Source organism: Roseibium sp. LAB1, assembly GCF_054658235.1.
In genome coordinates, this window is record NZ_BAAGIB010000004.1 from 245,047 (window position 1) to 266,603 (window position 21,557).

Consider the following 21,557-nt stretch of genomic DNA (forward strand, 5'->3'; position numbering starts at 1 on the left):
ATGACCCGTTGCAGGGCCCTGCCACTGACCTCTTCCTCGGTGCACAGGTGCTGGCCCGGCGCTGGTTCTTGTCAACCAGGAGGATATGTCGAAAGATTGCGTTGCTTCCGCTTTCTCCGACCGAAGGATCACAGCCATGAGCGACAGCGGCCATCATGACCATGCCGGCGGCGAAGCCCATGGTCATTCCCACGATCACAGCCACGGCCATGACCACGATCACACGCCGGAAGTGACCGACAGGAATGCGCGCGCCGTCGCATGGGCTGGCCTGCTGATCGCCGCCTTCATGTTTGCAGAGTTGATCGGCGGCTGGCTAGCAGGGTCTCTGGCACTGATGGCGGATGCCGTGCACATGGTCACGGATGCGGCCTCGCTGGGGCTGGCCTGGTGGGCGTTTCAGCAATCCAAAAAGCCGGCGGATGCACGCCTCACGTATGGCCGCGACCGGTTGCCTGTGCTGATTGCCTTCGCCAATTCCATATTCCTGCTGGTGGTGACAGCCTGGATCTGCGTGGAGGCTGCCGGGCGTTTCATGGAACCGGAGACTGTTCTGGCCGGTCCGATGTTCATTATCGCCGTGATCGGCCTTCTGGTGAATATCGGTGCTTTTTTCATTCTTCAGCACGGTGGAGACGGATCGCTCAACATGCGATCAGCGATCCTGCATGTGCTCGGGGATCTGCTTGGCTCTGTCGCGGCAATAGCGGCTGCAATCGTCATATATTTCACCGGCTGGTATCCCATCGACCCGATCCTGTCGGTCTTTGTCGCACTGCTGATCGTTCGTTCCGCGATCGCCGTGATGCGCCAGTCCGCGCATATCCTGCTTGAGGGCGCCCCCACTGATATCGACAGGGAGACCTTGAAACGCGATCTGCTGAATGAAGTGCCGGGGTTGGTGGATGTCTATCACATCCATTTATGGTCCCTTGCCGAGGGCAAGGTGAACGCAACGATGCATGCCATCTTGAAGCCGGATGACAGTCCGGACACTGTCCTTCAGCAAATCCGCGAGCGATTGAAATCCCGGCACGGGATCGGCCACGTGACAATCGAGATTACCGAAAGCTCCTTGATTCGCGGCTAGAATCCGACGCCGCCGTTCCCCGTATCCCCGGGTCCCAGGTTGTTTACGCCAGATTATCTCTTGCCGGTTAGCATCGTCGCAGGATGATCGGCCACGACAGAAATGCGGCGCAGGATGCGGCACCACCGGCCTGGAACGCCCGAAGCGATAAATCCGCTCCGCCAGACGGCGTGGCGGCCATCTTCACGTTCTATGTGTGTGTTGCCATCCTCGGCACGCTGGCTGCCCTGGGCAGTGCGCTTTCGGTGCTTATCGGCTTCGGTCAGTAAACGGGATTTGCCGCGCGCAACGCTTTGTCCTCAGGATTTATCCCTGCCTTTCTCTGGAACCAGCCCGATCCGCCGCGCAATTACCGGCAGGACCGTTGTCGCCTAAAGCCACCAGGACTAAAACGGGAAACCAATCCGGCGATTGCCGGTCCACCTCCATGAGGATGTCCTGCCGTGGCAGACAAGACCCAGAAGATCCTGCGCGGCAGGCTGCTCTCCTTTTCCGCCGCTCCCAAAGGCCCGGACGACACGCACGCATACACCTACGTCGAAGACGGCGCACTGCTGCTTTGCGACGGCAAGATCGCAGCTCGCGGAAACTTTCAAGACCTGGCCTCGGCCGCGGGTGAAGGTACGGTGGTCATCGATCACCGACCACATCTGATCATGCCTGGTTTCATCGACACCCATATCCATTTTCCGCAGGCTCAGGTGATCGCATCCTGGGCCGACCAACTGCTGGACTGGCTGAACGACTATACGTTTCCAGCGGAAATGAAGTTCGCCGACAAAGCCCATGGGGACCGGATCGCAGCCGCCTTTTTCGACGCACTCGCCGCCCATGGCACCACCACGGCGTCGGCCTATTGCTCCAGCCATTCAGCCTCGGTTGACGCCTATTTCGAAGAAGCCGAACAGCGCGGCATGCTGATGCTGGGCGGCAAGACGATGATGGACCGGAACGCGCCTGCCGACCTTTGCGACACAGTCCAAAGTGCCTATGACGACAGCAAGGCACTACTGGAAAAATGGCACGGTCGCGGACGAGCGCATTACGTGATCACGCCGCGCTTCGCGATCACCTCGACACCGGCCCAACTGGAAGCAGCGGGTACGCTGTTAAAGGAATATCCGGACTGCCATTTGCAGACGCATATCAATGAGAACCACAACGAAATCGCCTACACGCTGGAACTCTATCCCGAGGCCGCAGACTATCTCGGTGTTTACGAAGGGTTTGGCCTGCTCGGCCGAAAGACCTTGCTCGGTCACTGCATTCACATGAACGAACGTGAGCTAGGCGTCATGCGGGAGACCGGGTCTGTAGCCGTGTTCTGCCCGACGTCGAACCTCTTTCTCGGAAGCGGGCTGTTCAACAAGGCCGGACTGGAGCAAGCCGGTGTTCGCACGGCCATTGCGACGGATGTCGGCGGCGGCACCAATTATTCCATGCTGCGCACCCTCGACGAAGGCTACAAGGTTCTGCAACTCCAGCGCCAGCGCCTGCATCCACTTGCCTGTTTCCACTGGATAACGCTCGGCAATGCCGAAGCGCTGTCCTTGCAGGACAGGATCGGCACCCTTGAGCCCGGCACGGATGCCGACCTGGTCGTGCTCGATGCGCGTGCGACCCAGCCGATGGCCTTGCGAATGGAAACGGCCAAAAGTCTTTCGGAAGAGCTTTTCGTGCTGCAAACGCTTGGTGATGACCGTGCCGTCGTGGAAACCTATGCGGCCGGAAAGGCTTTGAAGTCCTGACACTTTTTCCGGCACTTTTTCCGGGGCACGCCAACGTGCCCCGCAGTTCGACGGTTTCAGCCCGCCTGATTTGCCCGAAACGGACGGAACAGCAACAGGCTGAACCCGGTAACGGCAAAGAGGAACAATGCCAGAGCCGTGCCACGGTAGACGGCCGCAAAGCCGAGGTCCTGAATGGGCATGGTCAGCAGAAGCGGCGAGACGACCTGCCCCAGAAACATCGCCGTCGTCACGATACCGGAAACGCTGCCACGGCGTTGTTCCGGAGCCACCTGAAGGGCAAGCAACAGGAAGGACGGCTGGACCAGCGAATACCCCGCGCCGACCAGCGCAGCCCCCCCCAGGATGAGCGGCCAGACGGCATTGATCGAGAGAACGGCGAACCCGAAGCCCATCAGCGCAAAGCCGATACCGAAAGACGCGGACAGGCCGACAATGGTGCTGATCCGCTTGTAGGCGATTGCGACAAGGCCTCCGGTCAGTGTCAGCGCACCGAGACCCATCGCGGTTCCGGAAGCGCTGTCGATGCCGTTTTCATCAAGATAATACGGCAACTGACTGGGCATCAGGAAGAAGAGCATAACGGTAACCATGGTCAGCATGCCGACGGCCAGAGCGGGAACAAGCCACCCGGTTTTTGGTGGCGTAGCGACCGTTTCTGATGTGGCTGCCGCGCTTTCGCGACGCGTGTCTCGTTCCTGCCGGAGGATCGGCAGCAACAGCGGCACAAGCAGAACCGGCAACATGTAGACCAGGAAGGGCAATCGCGGAGACAGGCCAGCAAGCCATCCCGCAAACCCGATGAAAAGGAACCCGCTGAAATTGATCGCTGCCGTCTGCCAGCCCATGAAGGCACTTCGGCGTTGACCGGAAAACAGGTCACCAACCAACGCTACCTGGGCTGTCATCGTCATGGCGACGGCAACACCGAGCAAGAGACGGCTTACCAGGATCGACTGCAGATCCGGCAGATAGGCGCCCGCGCTGCCGGCAAAGGCAAACAGAAGGACACCGGCCAACAAGAGCGGGCCGCGGCCGAACCTGTCGGCAGCAAGGCCCGCAAACGGTGCGATCAGGACAACGGATAGCGAGGGGGCAGCGACCAGAAAGCGGGTCAGGTAGGCAGCGCCGGGTTCGTCCGGGAAACTTGCCTCCAGCGCCGGCAACGCCGGGCTGATGGTGGCGTTTGCCATTATTTTCAAAGTTGCCGTCATCAGCAGCGCGATTGCTGCCGTTTCCAGCCAGAGCGGTCGCCCTTTGGGTGAATCTTGAGCGGTCATGTTGGTTTGTCCTTGCCTTTTGAAAGCCAGGAGCACAGCCTACAAATTCAAGTCAGCTTGAGGTCAATAGATGAAATTCATGGATATTTCGGAAGTCTCGAAACAGACCGGCATCGCAGCGTCGGCCATTCGTCACTATGAAGAAAAGGGCTTGATCACGTCGGTTGGCCGCCGGGGTTTGAAGCGTCTGTTCGGGCCGGAGGTGCTTGACCAGCTTGCCCTGATCACGCTTGGCAAGACCGGCGGGTTTTCGCTGGAAGAGATCCGGGCGATGTTCGGCCCGGACGGACGCCCTGCCCTTTCCCGGCCAGGGCTTCACCAGAGAGCGGATGAACTCGACAGGCAGATCCACACATTGGAAGCCCTGCGCGACATGATCCGGCATGTCGCCGACTGTCCAGCGCCGTCACACATGGAATGTCCGAAGTTTCAGCAGTTGATCCGGATCAGCGGCAGGCGAAAGAGAGGTGAGCAATCCTCTCACAATTTAAAGCCAGCCAAATCGATTAACGGACACCGTTAGGCTTCTACCTTCTTGAAAAGAACAGGATGACCTGACGCGCCTGCCGCTGAAAGAGCCCCGGTTCCCTCGGCTTCTCGTGATGCTCTTCGACAGACCGGATGACACCGCGCACGATCAGGATGGCGGCGCCCCCGAACAAAACACCACCGGCAGCCTGACCGATCAGGACCCCGGGCGCTCCGTACAAAGCCCCGCCAACCCAGACGAAGGGAATGGTACCGACCGTGTGCCGTCCCCAGTTGAGCAGGGTCGAATAGAATGGACGGCCCAGATTGTTGAAACAGGCGTTGGCGACGAAAATCGCGCCATTAAAGAAGAAGGCCAGGGCCAAGGGACCGCAGAAAAGGAAGATCAGGGTAAGTGCAACACCTTCAGCCTCGAACAGATGAGCGATCGGTTCGCGGAGCATGTACAGAACCAGAGCGGCCAGACCGACCACGAGCGCCGTGAACAGAAGCGCTTCGCGCAAGGTGTCACGCACCCGGTCGAAACGTCCGGCCCCATAGTTCTGTCCCACGATCGGTCCCACCGCTCCTGACAGGGCAAAGATTGCGGCGAAGGCCAGGGGCGACATACGGGCGACCACGGCCATGCCCGCAACGGCCTCCTCACCGAATTCGGCCATGGAACGGGTTACCCAGGCTTGCCCGACAGGTGTCGCGAGCTGGGTCAGGATTGCGGGACAGGCAATAGCAGCGATTGGCGACATGTCCCTGAAAAGAGCCAGTGGCCGCGGCAGGCTCAAACCACCGTGAAAACGGAAGATCGGCATCAGCGCAAATATCGCTATGGCAACGCGAGATGCAGCACTGGCCATTGCGGCTCCGGTCAATTCCAGGTCAAGGCCGAAAATCAGGATCGGATCGAGAACCGCATTCACCAGCCCGCCGATGATGGTGGCCATCATTGCTCGGCGGGCATCGCCATGCGCCCTCAGGACGGCTCCACCCGCCATGCCAAGCAGCAGCAAGGGCAACGTCGGCACGATGATGGCCAGATAATGGACCGCGAGATCGTGGGTCCGGCCCGTCGCACCAATCAACGAGACGAGCGGACCAAGCAACAGCCAGACGGCCAGGGCGAAGACCGCGCTGAACAGAAACCCGGCCGTGAGGGCGTTGGATGCCTGTTGCCTTGCGTCATCCCTGTTCCCTGCGCCAAGGGCCTTGGCCACGAGCGCACCGGCAGCGATGGCAACACCAATGTTGAACGAGGTTGTGAAGAACAGGATCGCGCCAGCATAACCAACCGCGGCTGCCAGTTCCGCCTTGCCTAGCATTGAGATGAAGATCATGTCGACAAAATCGACGGCAAAGATCGCCATTAGGCCGATCGATGCGGTCAGGGACATCACTGTAACATGGCGAAACAGGCTGCCGGACAAAAACTTTGCCTGAGCTGCAGGCGTTTGCTCTTTCACATTCGAACTCAGCGGATTGCCCTCGTCATGCGCGGCCCCAATCATGGTCCAGCCCTAACAGGTTTTGATACCAACAAAAAACCCGCCGGATCGCTCCGGCGGGTTCTTCGAAATGGTAATTTCCAGGTCCGGCGATTAACGCTTGGAGAACTGGAACGACCGGCGTGCCTTGCGCTTACCGAACTTCTTACGTTCGACGACGCGGCTATCGCGGGTCAGGAAGCCGTTTTTCTTCAGAACCGCACGCAGTTCCGGCTCGTAGTGGGTCAGAGCCTTGGACAGGCCGTGACGCACTGCGCCAGCCTGACCGGACAGACCACCACCGGTAACCGTCGCGATAACGTCGTACTGGCCAGCACGGTCGGTCAGCATGATCGGCTGCTGAAGGATCATCTGAAGAACCGGGCGAGCGAAATACTCGGTGAAGTCCTTCTTGTTGATCACGATCTTGCCGGTGCCCGGCTTGATCCAGACGCGGGCAATAGCGTCTTTACGCTTGCCGGTTGCGTATGCACGGCCATTGGCGTCCAGCTTCTGGACATGGACCGGAGCTTCGGGGGCAGCGGTTTCGACCGCACCGCCCAGTTCTTCCAGGGATTGCAGCTCAGCCATCGTTAAGCCCTCTTGCCGTCATTCTTTGCGTTGAGGCCCTTGACGTCGACGAGTTCCGGCGACTGAGCTTCATGCGGGTGGGTCGGACCAGCGTAGACCTTGAGGTTCTTCAGCTGCTTGTTGGACAGAGGACCGCCCGGCATCATGCGCTGCACGGCTTTTTCCAGGACACGCTCCGGGAAACGACCTTCGAGGATCGCACGTGCGGTGCGCTCCTTGATGCCGCCCGGGTGGCCGGTGTGCCAGTAGTACTTCTTGTTGTCGTACTTGCGGCCGGTGAACACAACCTTGTCGGCATTGATGACGATGACGTTGTCACCGGTGTCAATGTGAGGCGTGAAGGTCGGCAGATGCTTGCCGCGCAGATGATTGGCAATGAATGCGGCAAGACGGCCGACAACCATGCCTTCTGCGTCGATCAAGATCCACTTTTTCTCGACCTCAGCCGGCTTGGCAGAGAAGGTCTTCATGAGATTGATCCGTACTGGTCGGTTAAAGAAAAGGCCCGCGCGGCTTGTATCAAGCCAGCGAACGGACCGAAATTTCGTTCGGGAGCGCTTATACGCTCGCTCAGAATAAGCGTCAAGCACCTAATTTTCTGCCGAGTGCTAAATTCCTGTTATTTTTCAATACGTTAAAAAAACGGTATTATAATACCGCAAAATTCAGCCCCTGTGACATGCTCAAAGCCGGCAAACAACGGTCGATACCCGGAAATTTCGCAATTGGTTTTACGTCAACTTAAACCCGGATGGCCATCATGCACATCAACGGAGCCAACCAGAGCCGATGTACATGACGTTTGCCAAATTCAGCGCAGCGCTGACGAAACCGCAGACTGCTGCGGCCTTCGCCGGTTTGATCCTGTTGGCGGGAATCGCCTCGGCCGTGCACCTAATGCTTGACTGGCAAGTCCACCGATCGATCGAGCGAAACGCCGAGATCAAGGCCAGAAACTGGTCGAAAAATTTTTTCCTTACCATTCCAAACGCGGAAAAGATGTTCAGCATGGGAACGAACGTCCCGGAGGATCTGTCTCGATTGGACGACTCCTTCGCGATGATCGACACCATTCACTTCGAGCTGTTCGATACCAGCGGTCAACGGACATACCTGTCGACCAACGGACAAATTGAGGTGGAAACGCCATTCAGTCAGACTGCGTTGGAGACTTTCGAGACCGGTGAACCACAGTTCTATTTCCTCCACGACGAAGCAGCGGAAGCTGCCGGTCAACCCGACGCCATCGTCGAGGCATACGTGCCAGCAGAAACACCTGACGGCCGAAGGGTGGGCACCATCGAGGTCTATGTCGATGTCAGCCCGCTCAAGGAAGCTCTTGAAGACACGTTTCAGCAATTAAGCTGGCTGCTGATCATGGGAACAACGGTGCTCCTTGCGATTCCGGCATCAGCCTATGTCTACCGGACGAACCAGCTCAGGAAAAAGGATCAACGGCTTCTGGATCTGACCCGATATGATCAGTTGACCGGTGTACTGAACCGGAACTCCATTGCAGACGTTCTGGCGCAGAAGTTCACTACGCCTGAAACCGCTTCCGGATTGGGCGTTCTTTTCGTCGACGTAGACTTCTTCAAACAGGTGAACGACCAATATGGACATGCCTGCGGCGACCGCCTCTTGAAACATATTGCCGATATTCTCCAGGCAAGCACTCGCAGCAGCGACGATATCGTCGGCCGGTTTGGCGGAGACGAATTTGTCATAATCGCAGCCGATATTTCACAGGAAGACTTCCGGAAACTTCAGGAACGGGTAATGGATGGCGCGAAGACACCCTGTGTTCACGAGGACAAGTTCTACGTTCCAAGTCTCAGCGTGGGCGCTTATCTGACCACTCCGCAAGACACGCAAAAATCCGCTCTCCACAGAGCCGATCTTGCGGTTTACGCCGCCAAGAGGCGCGGTCGAGGTCAGGTCGTCGAATATGTGCCCGATCTTGAAGGTCTGTTCGCTGAGGAAACTGCCCGAAAGTCAGCCTGATTCTAACGCTTCACGCGTCAGGTCACAGTCAACGCGGCGGGACTGAATATGTCGCAGTCGCATGAGCAACAAGCTCTTCCTGGCCTTCTCCCGCAATGGCACAGTCAACCACCGCAAGGCGCTTGCCGAGTTTCAGCAGGCGACACGTCGCAAGCAGATCCCCCGCCTCAGGTTTCCGCAGGAAATTAATGTTAAGGTTAGTAGTCACCGCAAGTGCAACCGGGCCGATATGCGCCAGGATCACGACATAGGCAGCAAGGTCGGCAAGAGCCATCATCGAGGGGCCGGAAACCGTTCCGCCCGGACGCAAATGCAATTCATTTGCCGACAGGCGAAGAACCGCTTCCCCGGGCGAGACGCTGTCGATCGCGTATACACGTCCACCGGCATGGATCTGCGGAAATTCCCTGTCCAGCATTTCCGTGATCTCAGCCTTTGTCATCACCGGCTTCATGCAACCTCCCCTACCACTTTATTTTTCAAACCATAAACTGATTTCATCTTACGCTTACGTCAATTCGTTTCTTGGGCAAAATCACATCCAGTCATACAAGTGCCTCACTTCGGTCCTCAGTCGGGCTGTCGTATTTCAACAAAAGGGTTTCATCCATTGACCAGTCTGATTGCAGCCCTGTCCAAGTTGTTTTTCCTTCCCAGATTTTGCTGTCTCCCCCCGCTGCTGGCGGTGGTGTCAGTCGCAATTTTCCCTCCTGCGGCATTGGCCGAGATCAAGCATTATCTCTACACCAGCACAGGCGAGTTCTCCCAGACGCAGGACCTCCTGCAGAACCCCGGGATTTCGGGGGTGCAGGTCCTTTACAACTGGCGAATGCTTGAACCGGAAGAAGGGCGATATGACTTCTCGGCAATCGAACGCGACCTCGCCGTTGCCGGAAAGTTCGACAAGGCGTTCTTTCTACAGCTTCAGGACCGGTTCTTCTGGGAGGGCGCCCGCTTCGTGCCGGACTATTTGCTGGACGACCCGATCTATGCTGGTGGCCTTGCCCGGCAGGTTGACGACAGCGAAGCTCAGACCCCGAAACCTGAAGGCTGGGTAACGGTTCAGTGGAACAAGGATGTCCGCAACCGGTTTCAAGCCCTTCTGACAACTCTTGCCAATCAGTTCGATGGACGCATCGAAGGCTTCAACCTGCCGGAAAGCTCAATGGATATCGACCGGCGCAAGGACGAGACGGGCTTTACCTGCGATGCCTATTTCAATGCCACCCTGGAAAACATGGCCTTTGCCCGCAAGGCCTTCCGAAAAACCCACGTCGTGCAATACGTCAATTTCTGGCCATGCGAATGGGACAACAGTGAAGGCTATATGGAGCGCAGCTTCGAAAAGGCGGCTGAACTTGGCATCGGTCTGGGCGGTCCGGATATTGTTCCATTCCGCAAGGCGCAGATGAAAAACTCCTATCCGTTCTTCCACGCCTTCCAGGACAAGCTGCCGGTGATCGCCATGGCAATCCAGGAACCAACGCTGGAATACATCAATCCGGAAACGGGCAAGACCTTCACCCGGTCAGAATTCATCGAATTTGCCACCGGCTATCTGGGGGTCGACATCATCTTCTGGAGCGCGTCGGCACCCTGGCTGCAGTAATGCGGCCTTACAGGATCTCCGGCGCCCCGCGACGCGGGAGACCGTGGACTGTGGCTATATCTCTGGTGCCTTTTGGCCGGACCCGGCTTCATGGAACGTCATCGACCCGCATCGTGAACCCATCGGAATGATACTCATCATTGTCGGACGTGGGCAAAACCCCAAAGGATCTCGGGAAAAACGAAAGGCGCCTGATGGCGCCTTTCAAATCCTGAGTTTGTGACTAGAGGGGGATCTCTAACCGCGTCGGCGGCCCCGGCGCTTTCCGGACCCGGCTCCATCATTTTCCGCGCGGGCAGCATCGGCTGCCCTGTTCGGCGGTGACACAAGCGGGCCGATTTCGGCAATCACCTCGTCGAGTGTTGGGCGGACACCTGCCTGGTGGGCATCCACAGCCGCGCGCATGGCTGCGAGATGGATCGGAGACGTACCGCAGCAGCCACCGACAATCCGCGCACCGGCATTCAGCGCCATGTGGGCGTATTTGGCCATCAGCTCCGGCGTTCCCGTGTAGACCACCTCATCTCCCTTGATCTGGGGGATACCGCAATTGGCTTTCGCCACAACAATCGCGTCCGGATAGGCTTCGGTGATGTCCATGATGGCTGCCAGAAGATCCGAAGCACCGACACCGCAATTGGAACCGATCGCGACAGGCGTGCAGGCGAACTGTGACTGAAGATCGCCAAGCCCCTTGGGAGACAGCCCCATCATGGTCTTGCCTGCCGTGTCGAAGCTGGCGGTTATAACCAGTGGCAACTCAAAACTTTGTGCAGCTTCCGCGGCCGCCTTCATCTCTTCAATAGCTGACATGGTTTCAACCCAAAGAACGTCAGCTCCACCTTCAACGAGCCCTTCCATCTGCTCCTTGAATGCTGCCACGCCGTCTTCGTAGCTGAGCGCCCCCAAGGGTTGGAAAAGTTCCCCGGTCGGCCCGACAGACCCTCCGACCAAGACTGTTCGCCCAGACGCTTCAACCACATCCCGCGCCAGTTTTACAGCCGCAATATTGAGTTCCTTGACGCGATCTTCCGCCTTGTGCAGCTTCAGCCGATGGCGATTGCAGCCGAAGGTGTTGGTCAGGATGATATCGGATCCGGCATCGACAAAGGACTTGTGCAGCGCCGTGATCTTTTCGGGTTCGTCAGTGTTCCACAGTTCCGGCGCATCACCGGAAACGAGCCCCATTTCAAACAGATTGGTTCCGGTTGCACCGTCGGCAAGCAACGCTCCCTTTTGGGCAAGAAGCTCTTCCAGCTTGGACATTCAGCAGTCTTTCGTCTTGTTGGTGTCGTCTTTGCCCAGTTCAGGGCCTGTTTCTGCAATAGCAGACCGCGCAAGGAAATCCATGTGCGGAAATTTTCTTGTCTCATGTCTGGCGCCATCCGCACGTGGAAGGCACGTGGTCACGCCGCCGAAATTGCACCGTCGGCCGATAAGTTGCCTTGCCAGAGACAGCGAGTGGCGCTGCGTGTCTAATTGTCCATGAAGGCCTACGCCCTGCCCGCTCTCCGGCCCGAATTGCGAAGCACCAGGACGACGTCTTCCCTCAGCCCATCACCAATTCCGAAATCACTTTTCACCGGGCGAAGTCAATGGACTTTCCCGCCAAAATGAAGCAACAAAGCGTCATGACGCTTTTACGGTATTGTGCGACGGTTCTGGAGCCGGGTTGTCAAGGCTCCTGAGAAAGACTACGCGAAACCAAAATCATCTTGGGAGCATAAGATGTCAGACGCCGCCCCATCTGGCCGTCGAGGAAGAAGCGCCCGCCGCGAGCGCCGGCAAGCCGGCCCCGCCAACATGGCCATTCCGTATATTTCGCGCAACATTCCGAACTTCGACATTTTGAGCGACGAAGGCGCGGAGCGGATCGAAGCCAATACCGACCGCATTCTGGCCGAAATCGGGCTGGAGTTCCGTGACGACCCGGAAGTTATCGCTATCTGGAAGGAAGCAGGTGCCGAAGTTGATGGCGAACGCGTCCGCTTTCCCAAGGGCATGCTGCAGGAGCTGGTAAAGACAGCGCCTTCGCAATTCACCCAGCACGCACGCAATCCTGCACGAAATGTCGAAATCGGCGGCAACAATCTGGTCTTCGCACCGGTCTATGGCCCCCCGTTCGTCACCGATCTCGACAAGGGTCGGCGGTATGGCACGATAGAAGACTTCCGCAACTTCGTTAAGCTCGCCTATATGTCTCCCTGGATGCACCATTCCGGCGGCACCGTTTGCGAACCTGTCGACCTTCCGGTCAACAAGCGGCATTTCGATATGGTTTATTCCCATATCAAATATTCGGACAAGCCTTTCATGGGGTCGGTCACCGCGCCGGAGCGCGCGGAAGATTCCGTAAAGATGGCCCAGATCACCTTCGGCGAGGATTTCGTCGATCAGAACTGCGTCATGATCCAGCTGATCAACGCCAATTCGCCTCTGGTTTTCGACGCGACGATGCTTGGCGCTCTGAAGGTCTATGCCCGGCACAATCAAGCCTGCATTGTCTCGCCGTTTATCCTGGCAGGCGCCATGAGCCCGGTGACCGTTGCCGGTACGCTGTCACAGGTCCTGGCCGAAGCCCTGGCCGGCTGCGCGCTGACGCAGCTGATTCGACCCGGTGCGCCAGTCGTCTTCGGGGCATTCGTCAGCTCGATTTCCATGCAATCCGGTGCACCAACGTTCGGCAGCCCGGAAGGCTCACTACTCCTCAACGGTGCGGCCAAACTCGCCCGCAGGCTCAACCTGCCGTTCCGTTCAGGCGGCTCGTTCACCGCCTCCAAGAGCCCGGATGCCCAATCCGCGCAGGAATCGGCCCAGACCATTCTGGCCACACTGCAATCCGGTGTGAATTTCTGCCTGCATGCAGCTGGCTGGCTGGAAGGCGGTCTGTGCTCGTCCTATGAAAAGTTCATCTTGGACGCCGACCAGCTCGGCATGATGCATGTTCTTGCCAAGGGCATCGAGATCTCCGAAGAGACCCTGGCGATGGACGCCCTTCAGGAAGTTGGTCCCGGCGGCCATTTCCTTGGCGCTGCGCACACGCAGCGCAACTTCGAAAGCGCTTTCTACAGATCATCGATCGCGGATAACAATTCCTACGAACAATGGCTGGCAGACGGGCAACTGGACGCTGCACAACGGGCAAATGTTCGCTGGAAAGAACAGCTGGCAGGCTACACGGGCCCAGAACTGGACCCCGGTATCGACGAGGCTTTGCTGGCCTTTATGACCGAACGCAAAGCCTCTTTCCCGGACAGCAACGTCTGATCCGCTGCACCGCACAAAGAACGCCCCGGCATTTCCCGGGGCGTTTTGTTTTTCATGTGATTTTCAAATTCTGTTCTTGCATCGCTTCCGGGCTTCTTAACAACGCTCAGAAGAAATACGTTTTTTTAGGTATCAAGCCTTTTCCAGCATTTCCGCATGGGATAAAGGTTGCCAAACCCTGCGTTTGCAAGGTAGCTGGAAACGCTGTTTGGCATGGGATAAGCTTACGCATGGCAGCACTGAGACTGGGTCGCGCCGGTCTGCGATTTATCTCGAGGGAGCATGCGGAAATGACTGTTTATAAATTGTAAGTTTTCTTATGAAACTCAATGACTTGACTGTTCCCAACTAATAAAAACAGGTTGTTCTGTGGCGTCGCTTACATCAAACATCGATATTCTTGGTTATTCTACCCGCCTTCCCGGCGCCAATGATTCTGCCGAATTCTGGACATTGCTGAAAAACGGCAAGTGTGCCGTTACGTCCGTATCCAAGGACCGCTGGCCTCTCGCCCGGTTCGGGCACCCTGTTCAAAGCACCTCTGGCAAGACCTACACCTGGGCCGCCGGACAGCTGGATGACGTATGGGGATTTGACCCATCTTTTTTTGGCATTTCTCCCCGTGAAGCCGTGCAGATGGACCCGCAGCAGCGCTTGCTGCTGCAGCTGGTCTGGGAAGCGCTGGAGCACGCCAATATCCGCCCCAGCGATCTGGCAGGCTCAAATACCGGCGTTTATGTGGGTGCGTCGTCTCTGGATTACCACCACCGCTTTCTGGTCGATCCGGCCATGGCTGACATGCAGTTCATGACCGGCAACACGCTGTCGATCGTTTCCAACCGGATTTCCTACATCTACGACCTCAGGGGCCCGAGCTTCACAGTCGACACTGCCTGTTCCTCATCCATTGTTGCGCTGCATGAAGCTGTTTCGGCCATCGAGTCCGGACAGATCGATACGGCAATTGTCTGTGGCGTCAGCCTTTTGCTCAGCCCGTTTGCCTTTGTCGGCTTTTCCCGCGCAACAATGCTGTCTCCGACCGGCCTCTGTCAGGCATTCGATGCCAATGGCGATGGTTATGTCCGCTCCGAAGGCGGCGCGGTAGTCGTTCTGCGTGCAGCCCGTGCAGGTATTCCGGAAGGCGCGAAGAGCCATGGTAAACTGCTGGCAACCGGCATCAACGCCGATGGCCGTACTGTTGGGCTGTCGCTGCCGTCTCCTTATGCACAGGCAGATCTGCTGCGTGAAATATACGAAGGGCTCGAGATCAATCCGACGGATCTCGCCTTTGTCGAGGCCCACGGCACGGGAACACGTGTTGGCGACCCCGCTGAAGCCGATGCGCTTGGCAAGGTTATTGGCCAGAAACGCGATGACGCGCTGCCGATCGGGTCTGTGAAGACCAACGTCGGTCACCTTGAGCCAGTCTCGGGTCTGGTTGGCCTTCTGAAATCCATAATGGCGCTGCGGGAAGACCTGCTGCCCCAGTCACTCCATTTCAGAAATCCGAACCCCGATATTCCGTTTGACGAGTTGAACCTCAAGGTCGCCGGCGAAGCAATTGCCCTTGAGCGCAATGGCAGCCGCAGACTTGCTGGCGTCAATTCCTTCGGCTTTGGCGGCACCAACGCGCACGCCGTCGTCGGAGATCCCGATCCTGTTGCCGCTAATGCCTCGACTTCTCCGGTAGAAGCTCCTCTGGTCATCAGCGCAAGGTCAAAGGAAGCGCTGCAGCAGCTTGCAGGGAAGTTCGCCAATCGCCTGGATGTCGAGGCTGATGAAACCGCAGGTAACGTGGTTGCCTCGAGCGCCCACGGCCGTGATCTCCTTTCCGAACGCCTGGTCGTTCTCGGCAAGACGAAAGCGGAAAAACTCGACGCGTTGCGTACCTTTGCAGAAACCGGTGATGAAAATACCGGTCTCGTATCGGGCAGCATTATCAAGGCAAACGCGAAAGTCGGATTTGTCTTTTCCGGAAACGGGTCTCAGTGGGCCGGCATGGGACAGGAAGCCTATCAAGCCGATCTCGCCTTCCGGACCGCATTCGACAAGGTCGACAAGATCTTCATGGGTCTGAGCGGGTGGTCTCTCGTCACCACGCTTTTTGCAGAAGATCTGGAAAGCGATCTCGAGCGCTCCGAAATCGCGCAGCCGCTTCTGTTCGCCATCCAGGTTGGCATTGTGGAAACTCTGCGCCAGCGTGGCATTACCGCAGCCGGTACCGCAGGCCATTCGGTTGGCGAAGTTGCGGCGGCATGGTGTGCTGGCGCCCTGGACCTCGAACAGGCGGTTCGCGTCATCCGTGCTCGCTCCAGCGAACAGGAAGTCGTCCGTGACCTCGGGTCGATGGCTGCCCTGCTGCAGCCGGCGGATCAGGCGATTGCCGCGATCAAGGAGAGCGGTCTGCCAAAGCTTGAGCTTGCCGCAGACAACAGCCCGCGCAGTGTCACCATTTCCGGCGACAGCGAAAGCCTCGACGCCTTTGCAAAATTTGCCCGCAAGAAAAAATGGGCCATGCGGCGCCTGAACCTGGCGTATCCGTTCCACAGCGCCCTGGTTGATCCGATCGAAAAGCCGCTTCTTGCTGCACTGGACGGACTTTCGCCCACACCGGCCTCGCTGCCGTTCTATTCGACGGTTACCCCGGAAGAACGCGACGTTCGCGTCGATGCCGAATACTGGTGGCACAATGTGCGCCAGCCCGTGCGGTTTGCTGCCGCCATGGAAAACATGGCAGCGGACGATTTTTCTGTCCTGATCGAGATTGGCCCCAAGCCTGTTCTTGGCACCTATGTGAACGACGTTCTCCGGGCCAAGGGCAAAAAGGCCAAGGTTCTGGAGTCTCTGAAGGAACCTTCCAAAAAGGCAGTCTCAGTAGAAGGCAATCCTCTCGACCGGATCGCTGCGTCCATCCTCGCACATGGCGGGCAGACCGATCTGCTGCGTTTCGTCGGAGCACGGCCCGACCATCTTGTTCCGCTGCCGTCCTATCCCTGGCAGAATTCAGAGTATCGCCCGGAAAACAGCCCCGAGCGTGTCGATTTCATGTTTGGTCAGACCTGGCCGCTGCTGGGGTATCGACTGCGACAGGATACCGCCGAGTGGTTCAACCATATCGACAGTGGCTCCCTGCCGTTCCTGCAGGATCACAAGGTCGAGGAGAGCATCGTCTTCCCGGCTGCAGGCTATATCGAGATGAGCCTGCGCGCCGCGCTCCGCTGGAGCCGGAGTGACCAGATCGAACTGCGTGATTTCGACATCCTCCGCCCGCTGGTGATCGAAGGCGATGAAGTGTGGGAAACACAGGTTCGCATTTCGCCCGACGATCATGTTGTCGAGATCCTGTCCCGTCCGCGCCTTTCCGACAACGACTGGTCACTGAACGCCCGTGGAACGTTCCTGACGCCGTCTACGACATCCAGAACACCCTGGCTGAAAACCGATGACGCCCTCGTTTCAGAACTTGATCACGAGACGCTCTACACGGTCACCAAGAGTTTTGGTCTCAACTACGGTCCGGCATTCCGCCGGGCTGACAAGGTCGTCAAGCATTCGAACACCAGCGCAACGGTTACGCTGTTGCCGCAGGACGAGAGTCTGGCCGAATACTCTTTCTCTCTCTGCCCGACCTTGGTGGATGCCGGTTTCCACGGCCTGTTTGCGCTGCTCGACGGTGTCGAGGACGTGCCACAAAACACCTCCTTCCTGCCGATCCGTCTTGGCACCTTGCGTCTTCTGACACCGGAATCTCTTCCAGCTTCCGTGCGCATCGAAGTCACCAAGGCATCTCCGCGTTCGATCGAAGCAAGCTTCGAGTTCCTCGATGCAGACGGCCTGACAATCGCCCGCTTGACCAAGACCCGGTTCAAGGCGGTGACGCTTGGGCAAGACACACGCCCTGACGACCTGGTCTATCGCCAGATAGCGACACTTCTGCCTGCCCAGGATCGAGTTTCGCCGCTTCAGGACACCTTTGAAGGTCTGCCTGCGCTGGCCGGCAATCTCGACCTTCTGGGCGCAGACGAACAGGAACTCGATGACAGTCGGGTTCTGATCGAGGCACTCGGTCGCACCATTGCGCATAAGGCCCTTTACGATCTCTTTGCAGAGCGGAAAGTTACGCTTGCCGCGCTTGCAGACGCCGGCGAACTGCACGAAACCGCAGTGCCCCTGGCCGCGAGCCTCTTTGGCTGGCTGGTGGAAAGCGGGCTATGCACGGAAAGCGACGATGGCTTTGAACTCTCGGATCCGTCCGGCAATCCCGGCGCGTCCGAACTTCTGCAGGCCCTGACGGATGGTGGCGGCGAACACATTGCCGAGGCCGCCTTGTTGGCACGTCTCTGGACAGGATTGCCCGACGTCCTGAAATTCGGCTTGCAGGAAGCTTCCGGCAAGGAATACTCCTCAAGCCTGTTCGACGCCTACCGCACGTCGTCTCCCGGCAAACGGGCCCTTTCGTCCGCATTGCAGTCTGGCGTACAAAGTCTGATTGCCGATTGGCCGAATGACCAGGCTCTGCGGATTCTTCTGGTTGGGGCCAACGGCGGCCTCGCGGCTGCAATCGACGCAGTACTCGATCCCACATACATGGCGTTGACGGTAACCGATGCCACGTCTTCCTCTGTCGGTCGCGGTGAACGCCTCTGGCAGGGCAGTTCGGCGACCGAATTCGTCGAACCGGGTGAAGCTTCCTTCACTTTCGACCAGCATTTCGACATCGTGTTGTTCGATACCTCGCTTGCCGAAGTCGATGCCGACACGCTTAAGCGTTTCACGAAATCTATTGTTCCTGGCGGGCTCGTACTGGGCGCAGAACCTCTGCCGCATCCCCTCACCGATCTCATCATGGGTGTCGGCTCCTCCTGGTGGGACGAAGGCTCGAGCGCCGAGTTCCCGATTTCCAAACAGCAGGCAGACTGGACCAGGGCGCTGGAAGCAGCCGGTCTGACAGACGTCCAGACAGTGCCGCTGAAAAGTTCGTTGATCGAAGCCGATCTTCTCTGCGCACGTGCTGGTGAACGCGCAGCCGACACCTCCGAGACCAACGAAGAAGAAACGTCCGAAGTTGAATCTGAGCAGAAAAAATACCTGCTTCTGACCGGTGCAGAGGGTCCGTCGCACCGTCTCGCAGAGGGCCTGAAGGCTTGCCTGACCCGCAAGGGGCACGCGGCAACCCTGCTGGTTCCAGGCGAAGTTACCGAACAGCTCGGCGACGACATCTGGAGCGTTGCACTTGGCGGTCAGGGCGATGCCCAGGCGACCGACGATGCGCTCAACGCACTCGTTGCTGCACACAATGGTCGTATCGTTCATCTGCTGGGTGCGTATGCACCGCCGGCCGATGCTCTCGCATCGGTCGACGCGCGCGCCTACAGCTTGATGACCCTGCTCAAAGCCCTTGGGCCCGATGGCGGCCAGTTCACGGTTCTTGCGCCAGCTGGCGCACAGGATATTGCCGGCGGCAAACCGGCCTCTCCCGAGCAAGCCGGTATCTGGGCGTTCGGTCGCGTTGTCATGAACGAATATCCGGACGCAAACCTGAAGTTGATCGATGTCTCGCCGGACCTGGAACCGGGGATTGCCGCCGCACGTGTGGCCGACGAGATCCTGGTTTCCAATTGCGAACGGGAAATCGTTCTCGACAGCAAGACGCGCGCTGGTCTTCGCCTCGTGAAAGGTGGTGTTCTGTCGAGCGCCACACTGCCGGAAGGTGCAAAGCCGGCCATGCGGCTGGATATTCTGCGCCAAGGCTCCCTGGACCAGCTTGCCTGGCATGCGGTTGAGCGCAAGCCGCTCGAGGGCAAGGACGTCGAAATTGCGGTCGAAGCCAGTGGCCTCAATTTCCGCGATGTGATGTGGGCACTCGGCCTGCTGCCGGAAGAAGCTCTCGAAGACGGGTTTGCCGGACCGACACTCGGCATGGAATGCTGTGGTCATGTTGTCGGATGTGGTCCTGACGTGACCCGCTTCCGGCCTGGCGACAAAGTCATTACCTTCGCACCAGCCTGCTTCGCGTCGCACGTCACAGTGGACGAAAGCGGCTGCGCGCCGATGCCGAGCACGGTTTCCGCGGAAGAAGCTGCAACGATTCCGGTGACCTTCCTCACGGCCTATTACGCCCTTGTGCATCTGGCAGCCCTTGGTGAAGGCGAGACGGTCCTGATCCATGGTGGCGCTGGCGGTGTGGGCCTGGCAGCTCTGCAGATCGCCAAGTGGCGCGGTGCCAAAATTATCGCTACCGCTGGATCTGAAGACAAACGGAACACGCTGAAACTGTTGGGTGCCGACGTTGTTCTGGATTCCCGCAGTCTGGCGTTCGTTGACGCTGTGATGGAAGAAACCGCCGGCGAAGGTGTCGATGTGGTTCTCAACTCGCTGTTTGGCGAAGCCATGGAACGCAGCATCGAGGTTCTGAAACCGTTCGGCCGCTTCCTGGAACTGGGCAAGCGCGACTATTACGGCAACACACGTATCGGACTGCGTCCGTTCCGTCAGAACCTGACCTATTTCGGCATCGACGCCGACCAGCTTCTGACACGTCAGCCCGCACTGGCCGTCGACCTGTTCGTCAAGCTTGTGGAGCTCTTCGAAGCCGGAACGTTGCGGCCCTTGCCGCATCGTCTGTTCGAAGCAGCAGATGCGGTTGATGCGTTCCGCCTGATGCAGCAAGCCGGTCATATCGGCAAGATCGTGATCCGCCCGCCTGCGGTTCCCGAAAACGTGCCGACCAAGCGTGAGATCTCGTTTGACGGCGACGCTGCGTACGTCGTTGCTGGCGGGTTCGGTGGTTTCGGTGCAGCATTGCTTCACCGCCTCGCCGATCACGGTGCCAAGTCACTTGCGGTTCTCAGCCGCCGGGGCGATTCCAGCGAAGAAGCACAGGAAGTCGTCGGACAGCTGACCAAGCGCGGCATTTCCGTTAAGGGTTATGCCTGCGACATCACCGATGAAAACGCGGTCAAGAAAGCTCTTGCGGAAATCCGTGCTGACGGACGCCCGATCAAAGGCGTGTTCCACACTGCGATGGTGCTGAATGACGTCCTGATTGCCAACATGGATCATGATGGTCTGACCAGGGTGCTGGCTCCCAAGGTACGTGGCGCGGAACTTCTGGACAGGCTGACGGCCGATGATCCGCTCGATCACTTCGTGCTGTACTCATCCGCGACGACACTTGTCGGCAATCCGGGCCAGGCAAACTATGTTGCCGCCAATGGCTATCTGGAAGGCCTTGCCCGCAAACGCCGAGCCGAAGGCCGGCCGGGACTTGCCGTGGCGTGGGGTGCGATTTCTGACGCGGGTTATCTTGCCCGCAACGAAGATGTGAACGAGATGTTGTCTCGCAAGCTCGGTCGGCATGCTTTGACCGCTAAGGAAGCGCTTGATGGCCTCATGGCGCTGATGGTGCAGCCTTCCCAGGGTGAAGTCGGCCTTGCGGCTCTCGGGTATGCCCGTATCGATTGGCAGGCAGCTCGCAAGGATCTTGCCCTTGTTGGTACGCCGCTTGTCGGACTGCTTGGCCTTGGTGATGAGGACGACGCCGGTGCAGACGGAGCGATTGATCTTGCAGCCATGCTGGAAGGTATGGATCAGGTCACGGCCGCTCAGACAGTCGCCAAGCTTCTGGCTGCCGAAATCGGCAAGATCCTGCGGATCGCACCTGAAGAGATTGATCCACACAAACCGCTTTCCGACATCGGCATGGATTCCCTGATGGCTCTGGAACTGCGCATGAGTGCAGAACGTCAGCTGGGGATTGACATTCCATTGATGTCTCTCGCGAATGGAGCGACATTGATCGACTTGTCTGGCCGTGTTGCGAACCGGGTTCTGGGCGATGAAAATGCGTCCGGCATTTCGGATGAAACACAGCAGCTTGCCAGCCTGCATATGGACGACCAGCGTCAGGAAACGGAAGATCTTTCCGACATCGCTACTGAAGTTGAGAACAAGAGCCGCGAACTTGGGTCCTTCCTGTAAGCGGCATCATAAAGGGAATGACAG

The 21,557-nt window shown here is 58.3% G+C and carries 15 protein-coding genes; 8 read left to right on the forward strand and 7 right to left on the reverse strand.

Annotated elements, in window-relative coordinates; translation table 11 throughout:
* Nucleotides 1-136: 136 nt before the first annotated feature.
* From ACYQ54_RS22585 to guaD, 3 genes are all read left to right on the forward strand, one after another.
* The gene (locus ACYQ54_RS22585; protein WP_460086498.1) at nucleotides 137-1,090 is read left to right on the forward strand and encodes a cation diffusion facilitator family transporter; all 954 of its coding nucleotides are present in this window, start codon (nucleotides 137-139) and stop codon (nucleotides 1,088-1,090) included.
* An 83-nt stretch (nucleotides 1,091-1,173) separates the two neighbouring features.
* Nucleotides 1,174-1,359, forward strand: coding sequence for a hypothetical protein (locus ACYQ54_RS22590; protein ID WP_460086500.1), 186 nt, complete (start codon nucleotides 1,174-1,176; stop codon nucleotides 1,357-1,359).
* Nucleotides 1,360-1,533: 174 nt separating this feature from the next.
* Entirely contained in the window at nucleotides 1,534-2,838 is a 1,305-nt protein-coding gene (guaD, locus tag ACYQ54_RS22595; RefSeq protein ID WP_460086501.1) for a guanine deaminase, read from the forward strand.
* 56 nt (nucleotides 2,839-2,894) lie between these two features.
* Here guaD and ACYQ54_RS22600 read toward each other — a convergent pair whose 3' ends face one another.
* Nucleotides 2,895-4,118: an MFS transporter gene (locus ACYQ54_RS22600; protein WP_460086503.1), complete on the reverse strand. Its 1,224-nt coding sequence runs from the start codon at nucleotides 4,116-4,118 to the stop codon at nucleotides 2,895-2,897.
* A gap of 70 nt (nucleotides 4,119-4,188) precedes the next feature.
* On the opposite strand from ACYQ54_RS22600, the gene ACYQ54_RS22605 reads away from it, so the two are divergent.
* Nucleotides 4,189-4,641 (forward strand): helix-turn-helix domain-containing protein, encoded by a 453-nt coding sequence (locus ACYQ54_RS22605; RefSeq protein WP_460086504.1) that lies wholly within the window; start codon nucleotides 4,189-4,191, stop codon nucleotides 4,639-4,641.
* 4 nt (nucleotides 4,642-4,645) lie between these two features.
* Here ACYQ54_RS22605 and ACYQ54_RS22610 read toward each other — a convergent pair whose 3' ends face one another.
* From ACYQ54_RS22610 to ACYQ54_RS22625, 4 genes are all read right to left on the reverse strand, one after another.
* On the reverse strand, nucleotides 4,646-6,106 hold the full coding sequence (locus ACYQ54_RS22610) for an MATE family efflux transporter (RefSeq protein WP_460086506.1): 1,461 nt from the start codon (nucleotides 6,104-6,106) through the stop codon (nucleotides 4,646-4,648).
* Between the two features lie 90 nt (nucleotides 6,107-6,196).
* Nucleotides 6,197-6,673: a 30S ribosomal protein S9 gene (gene rpsI / locus ACYQ54_RS22615; RefSeq protein ID WP_460086507.1), complete on the reverse strand. Its 477-nt coding sequence runs from the start codon at nucleotides 6,671-6,673 to the stop codon at nucleotides 6,197-6,199.
* Between the two features lie 2 nt (nucleotides 6,674-6,675).
* Nucleotides 6,676-7,143: a 50S ribosomal protein L13 gene (rplM, locus tag ACYQ54_RS22620; protein ID WP_006935155.1), complete on the reverse strand. Its 468-nt coding sequence runs from the start codon at nucleotides 7,141-7,143 to the stop codon at nucleotides 6,676-6,678.
* Between the two features lie 297 nt (nucleotides 7,144-7,440).
* Entirely contained in the window at nucleotides 7,441-7,683 is a 243-nt protein-coding gene (locus tag ACYQ54_RS22625; protein ID WP_460086509.1) for a hypothetical protein, read from the reverse strand.
* Here ACYQ54_RS22625 and ACYQ54_RS22630 point away from each other — a divergent pair.
* Nucleotides 7,682-8,677 carry a GGDEF domain-containing protein gene (locus ACYQ54_RS22630; protein ID WP_460086512.1) on the forward strand — a complete coding sequence of 332 codons (996 nt, stop codon included), beginning with the start codon at nucleotides 7,682-7,684 and terminating at the stop codon, nucleotides 8,675-8,677. The two genes, ACYQ54_RS22625 and ACYQ54_RS22630, sit on opposite strands and share 2 nt — an antisense overlap.
* Before the next feature lie 28 nt (nucleotides 8,678-8,705).
* Here ACYQ54_RS22630 and ACYQ54_RS22635 read toward each other — a convergent pair whose 3' ends face one another.
* A complete protein-coding gene (locus ACYQ54_RS22635) occupies nucleotides 8,706-9,131 on the reverse strand; it encodes a PaaI family thioesterase (protein WP_460086513.1) in 426 nt (141 codons plus the stop codon).
* 234 nt (nucleotides 9,132-9,365) lie between these two features.
* Between ACYQ54_RS22635 and ACYQ54_RS22640 the strand changes: the two genes are divergently transcribed.
* A complete protein-coding gene (locus ACYQ54_RS22640; RefSeq protein ID WP_460086514.1) occupies nucleotides 9,366-10,286 on the forward strand; it encodes a hypothetical protein in 921 nt (306 codons plus the stop codon).
* Nucleotides 10,287-10,523: 237 nt separating this feature from the next.
* Here the strand turns inward: ACYQ54_RS22640 and bmt are convergent, their stop codons facing one another.
* Nucleotides 10,524-11,552, reverse strand: coding sequence for a betaine--homocysteine S-methyltransferase (bmt, locus tag ACYQ54_RS22645; protein ID WP_460086516.1), 1,029 nt, complete (start codon nucleotides 11,550-11,552; stop codon nucleotides 10,524-10,526).
* A gap of 462 nt (nucleotides 11,553-12,014) precedes the next feature.
* Between bmt and ACYQ54_RS22650 the strand changes: the two genes are divergently transcribed.
* Both ACYQ54_RS22650 and ACYQ54_RS22655 read left to right on the forward strand, forming a co-directional pair.
* Nucleotides 12,015-13,553 carry a trimethylamine methyltransferase family protein gene (locus ACYQ54_RS22650; RefSeq protein WP_460086518.1) on the forward strand — a complete coding sequence of 513 codons (1,539 nt, stop codon included), beginning with the start codon at nucleotides 12,015-12,017 and terminating at the stop codon, nucleotides 13,551-13,553.
* Between the two features lie 369 nt (nucleotides 13,554-13,922).
* Nucleotides 13,923-21,533 carry an SDR family NAD(P)-dependent oxidoreductase gene (locus tag ACYQ54_RS22655; protein WP_460086520.1) on the forward strand — a complete coding sequence of 2,537 codons (7,611 nt, stop codon included), beginning with the start codon at nucleotides 13,923-13,925 and terminating at the stop codon, nucleotides 21,531-21,533.
* Nucleotides 21,534-21,557: the final 24 nt, after the last annotated feature.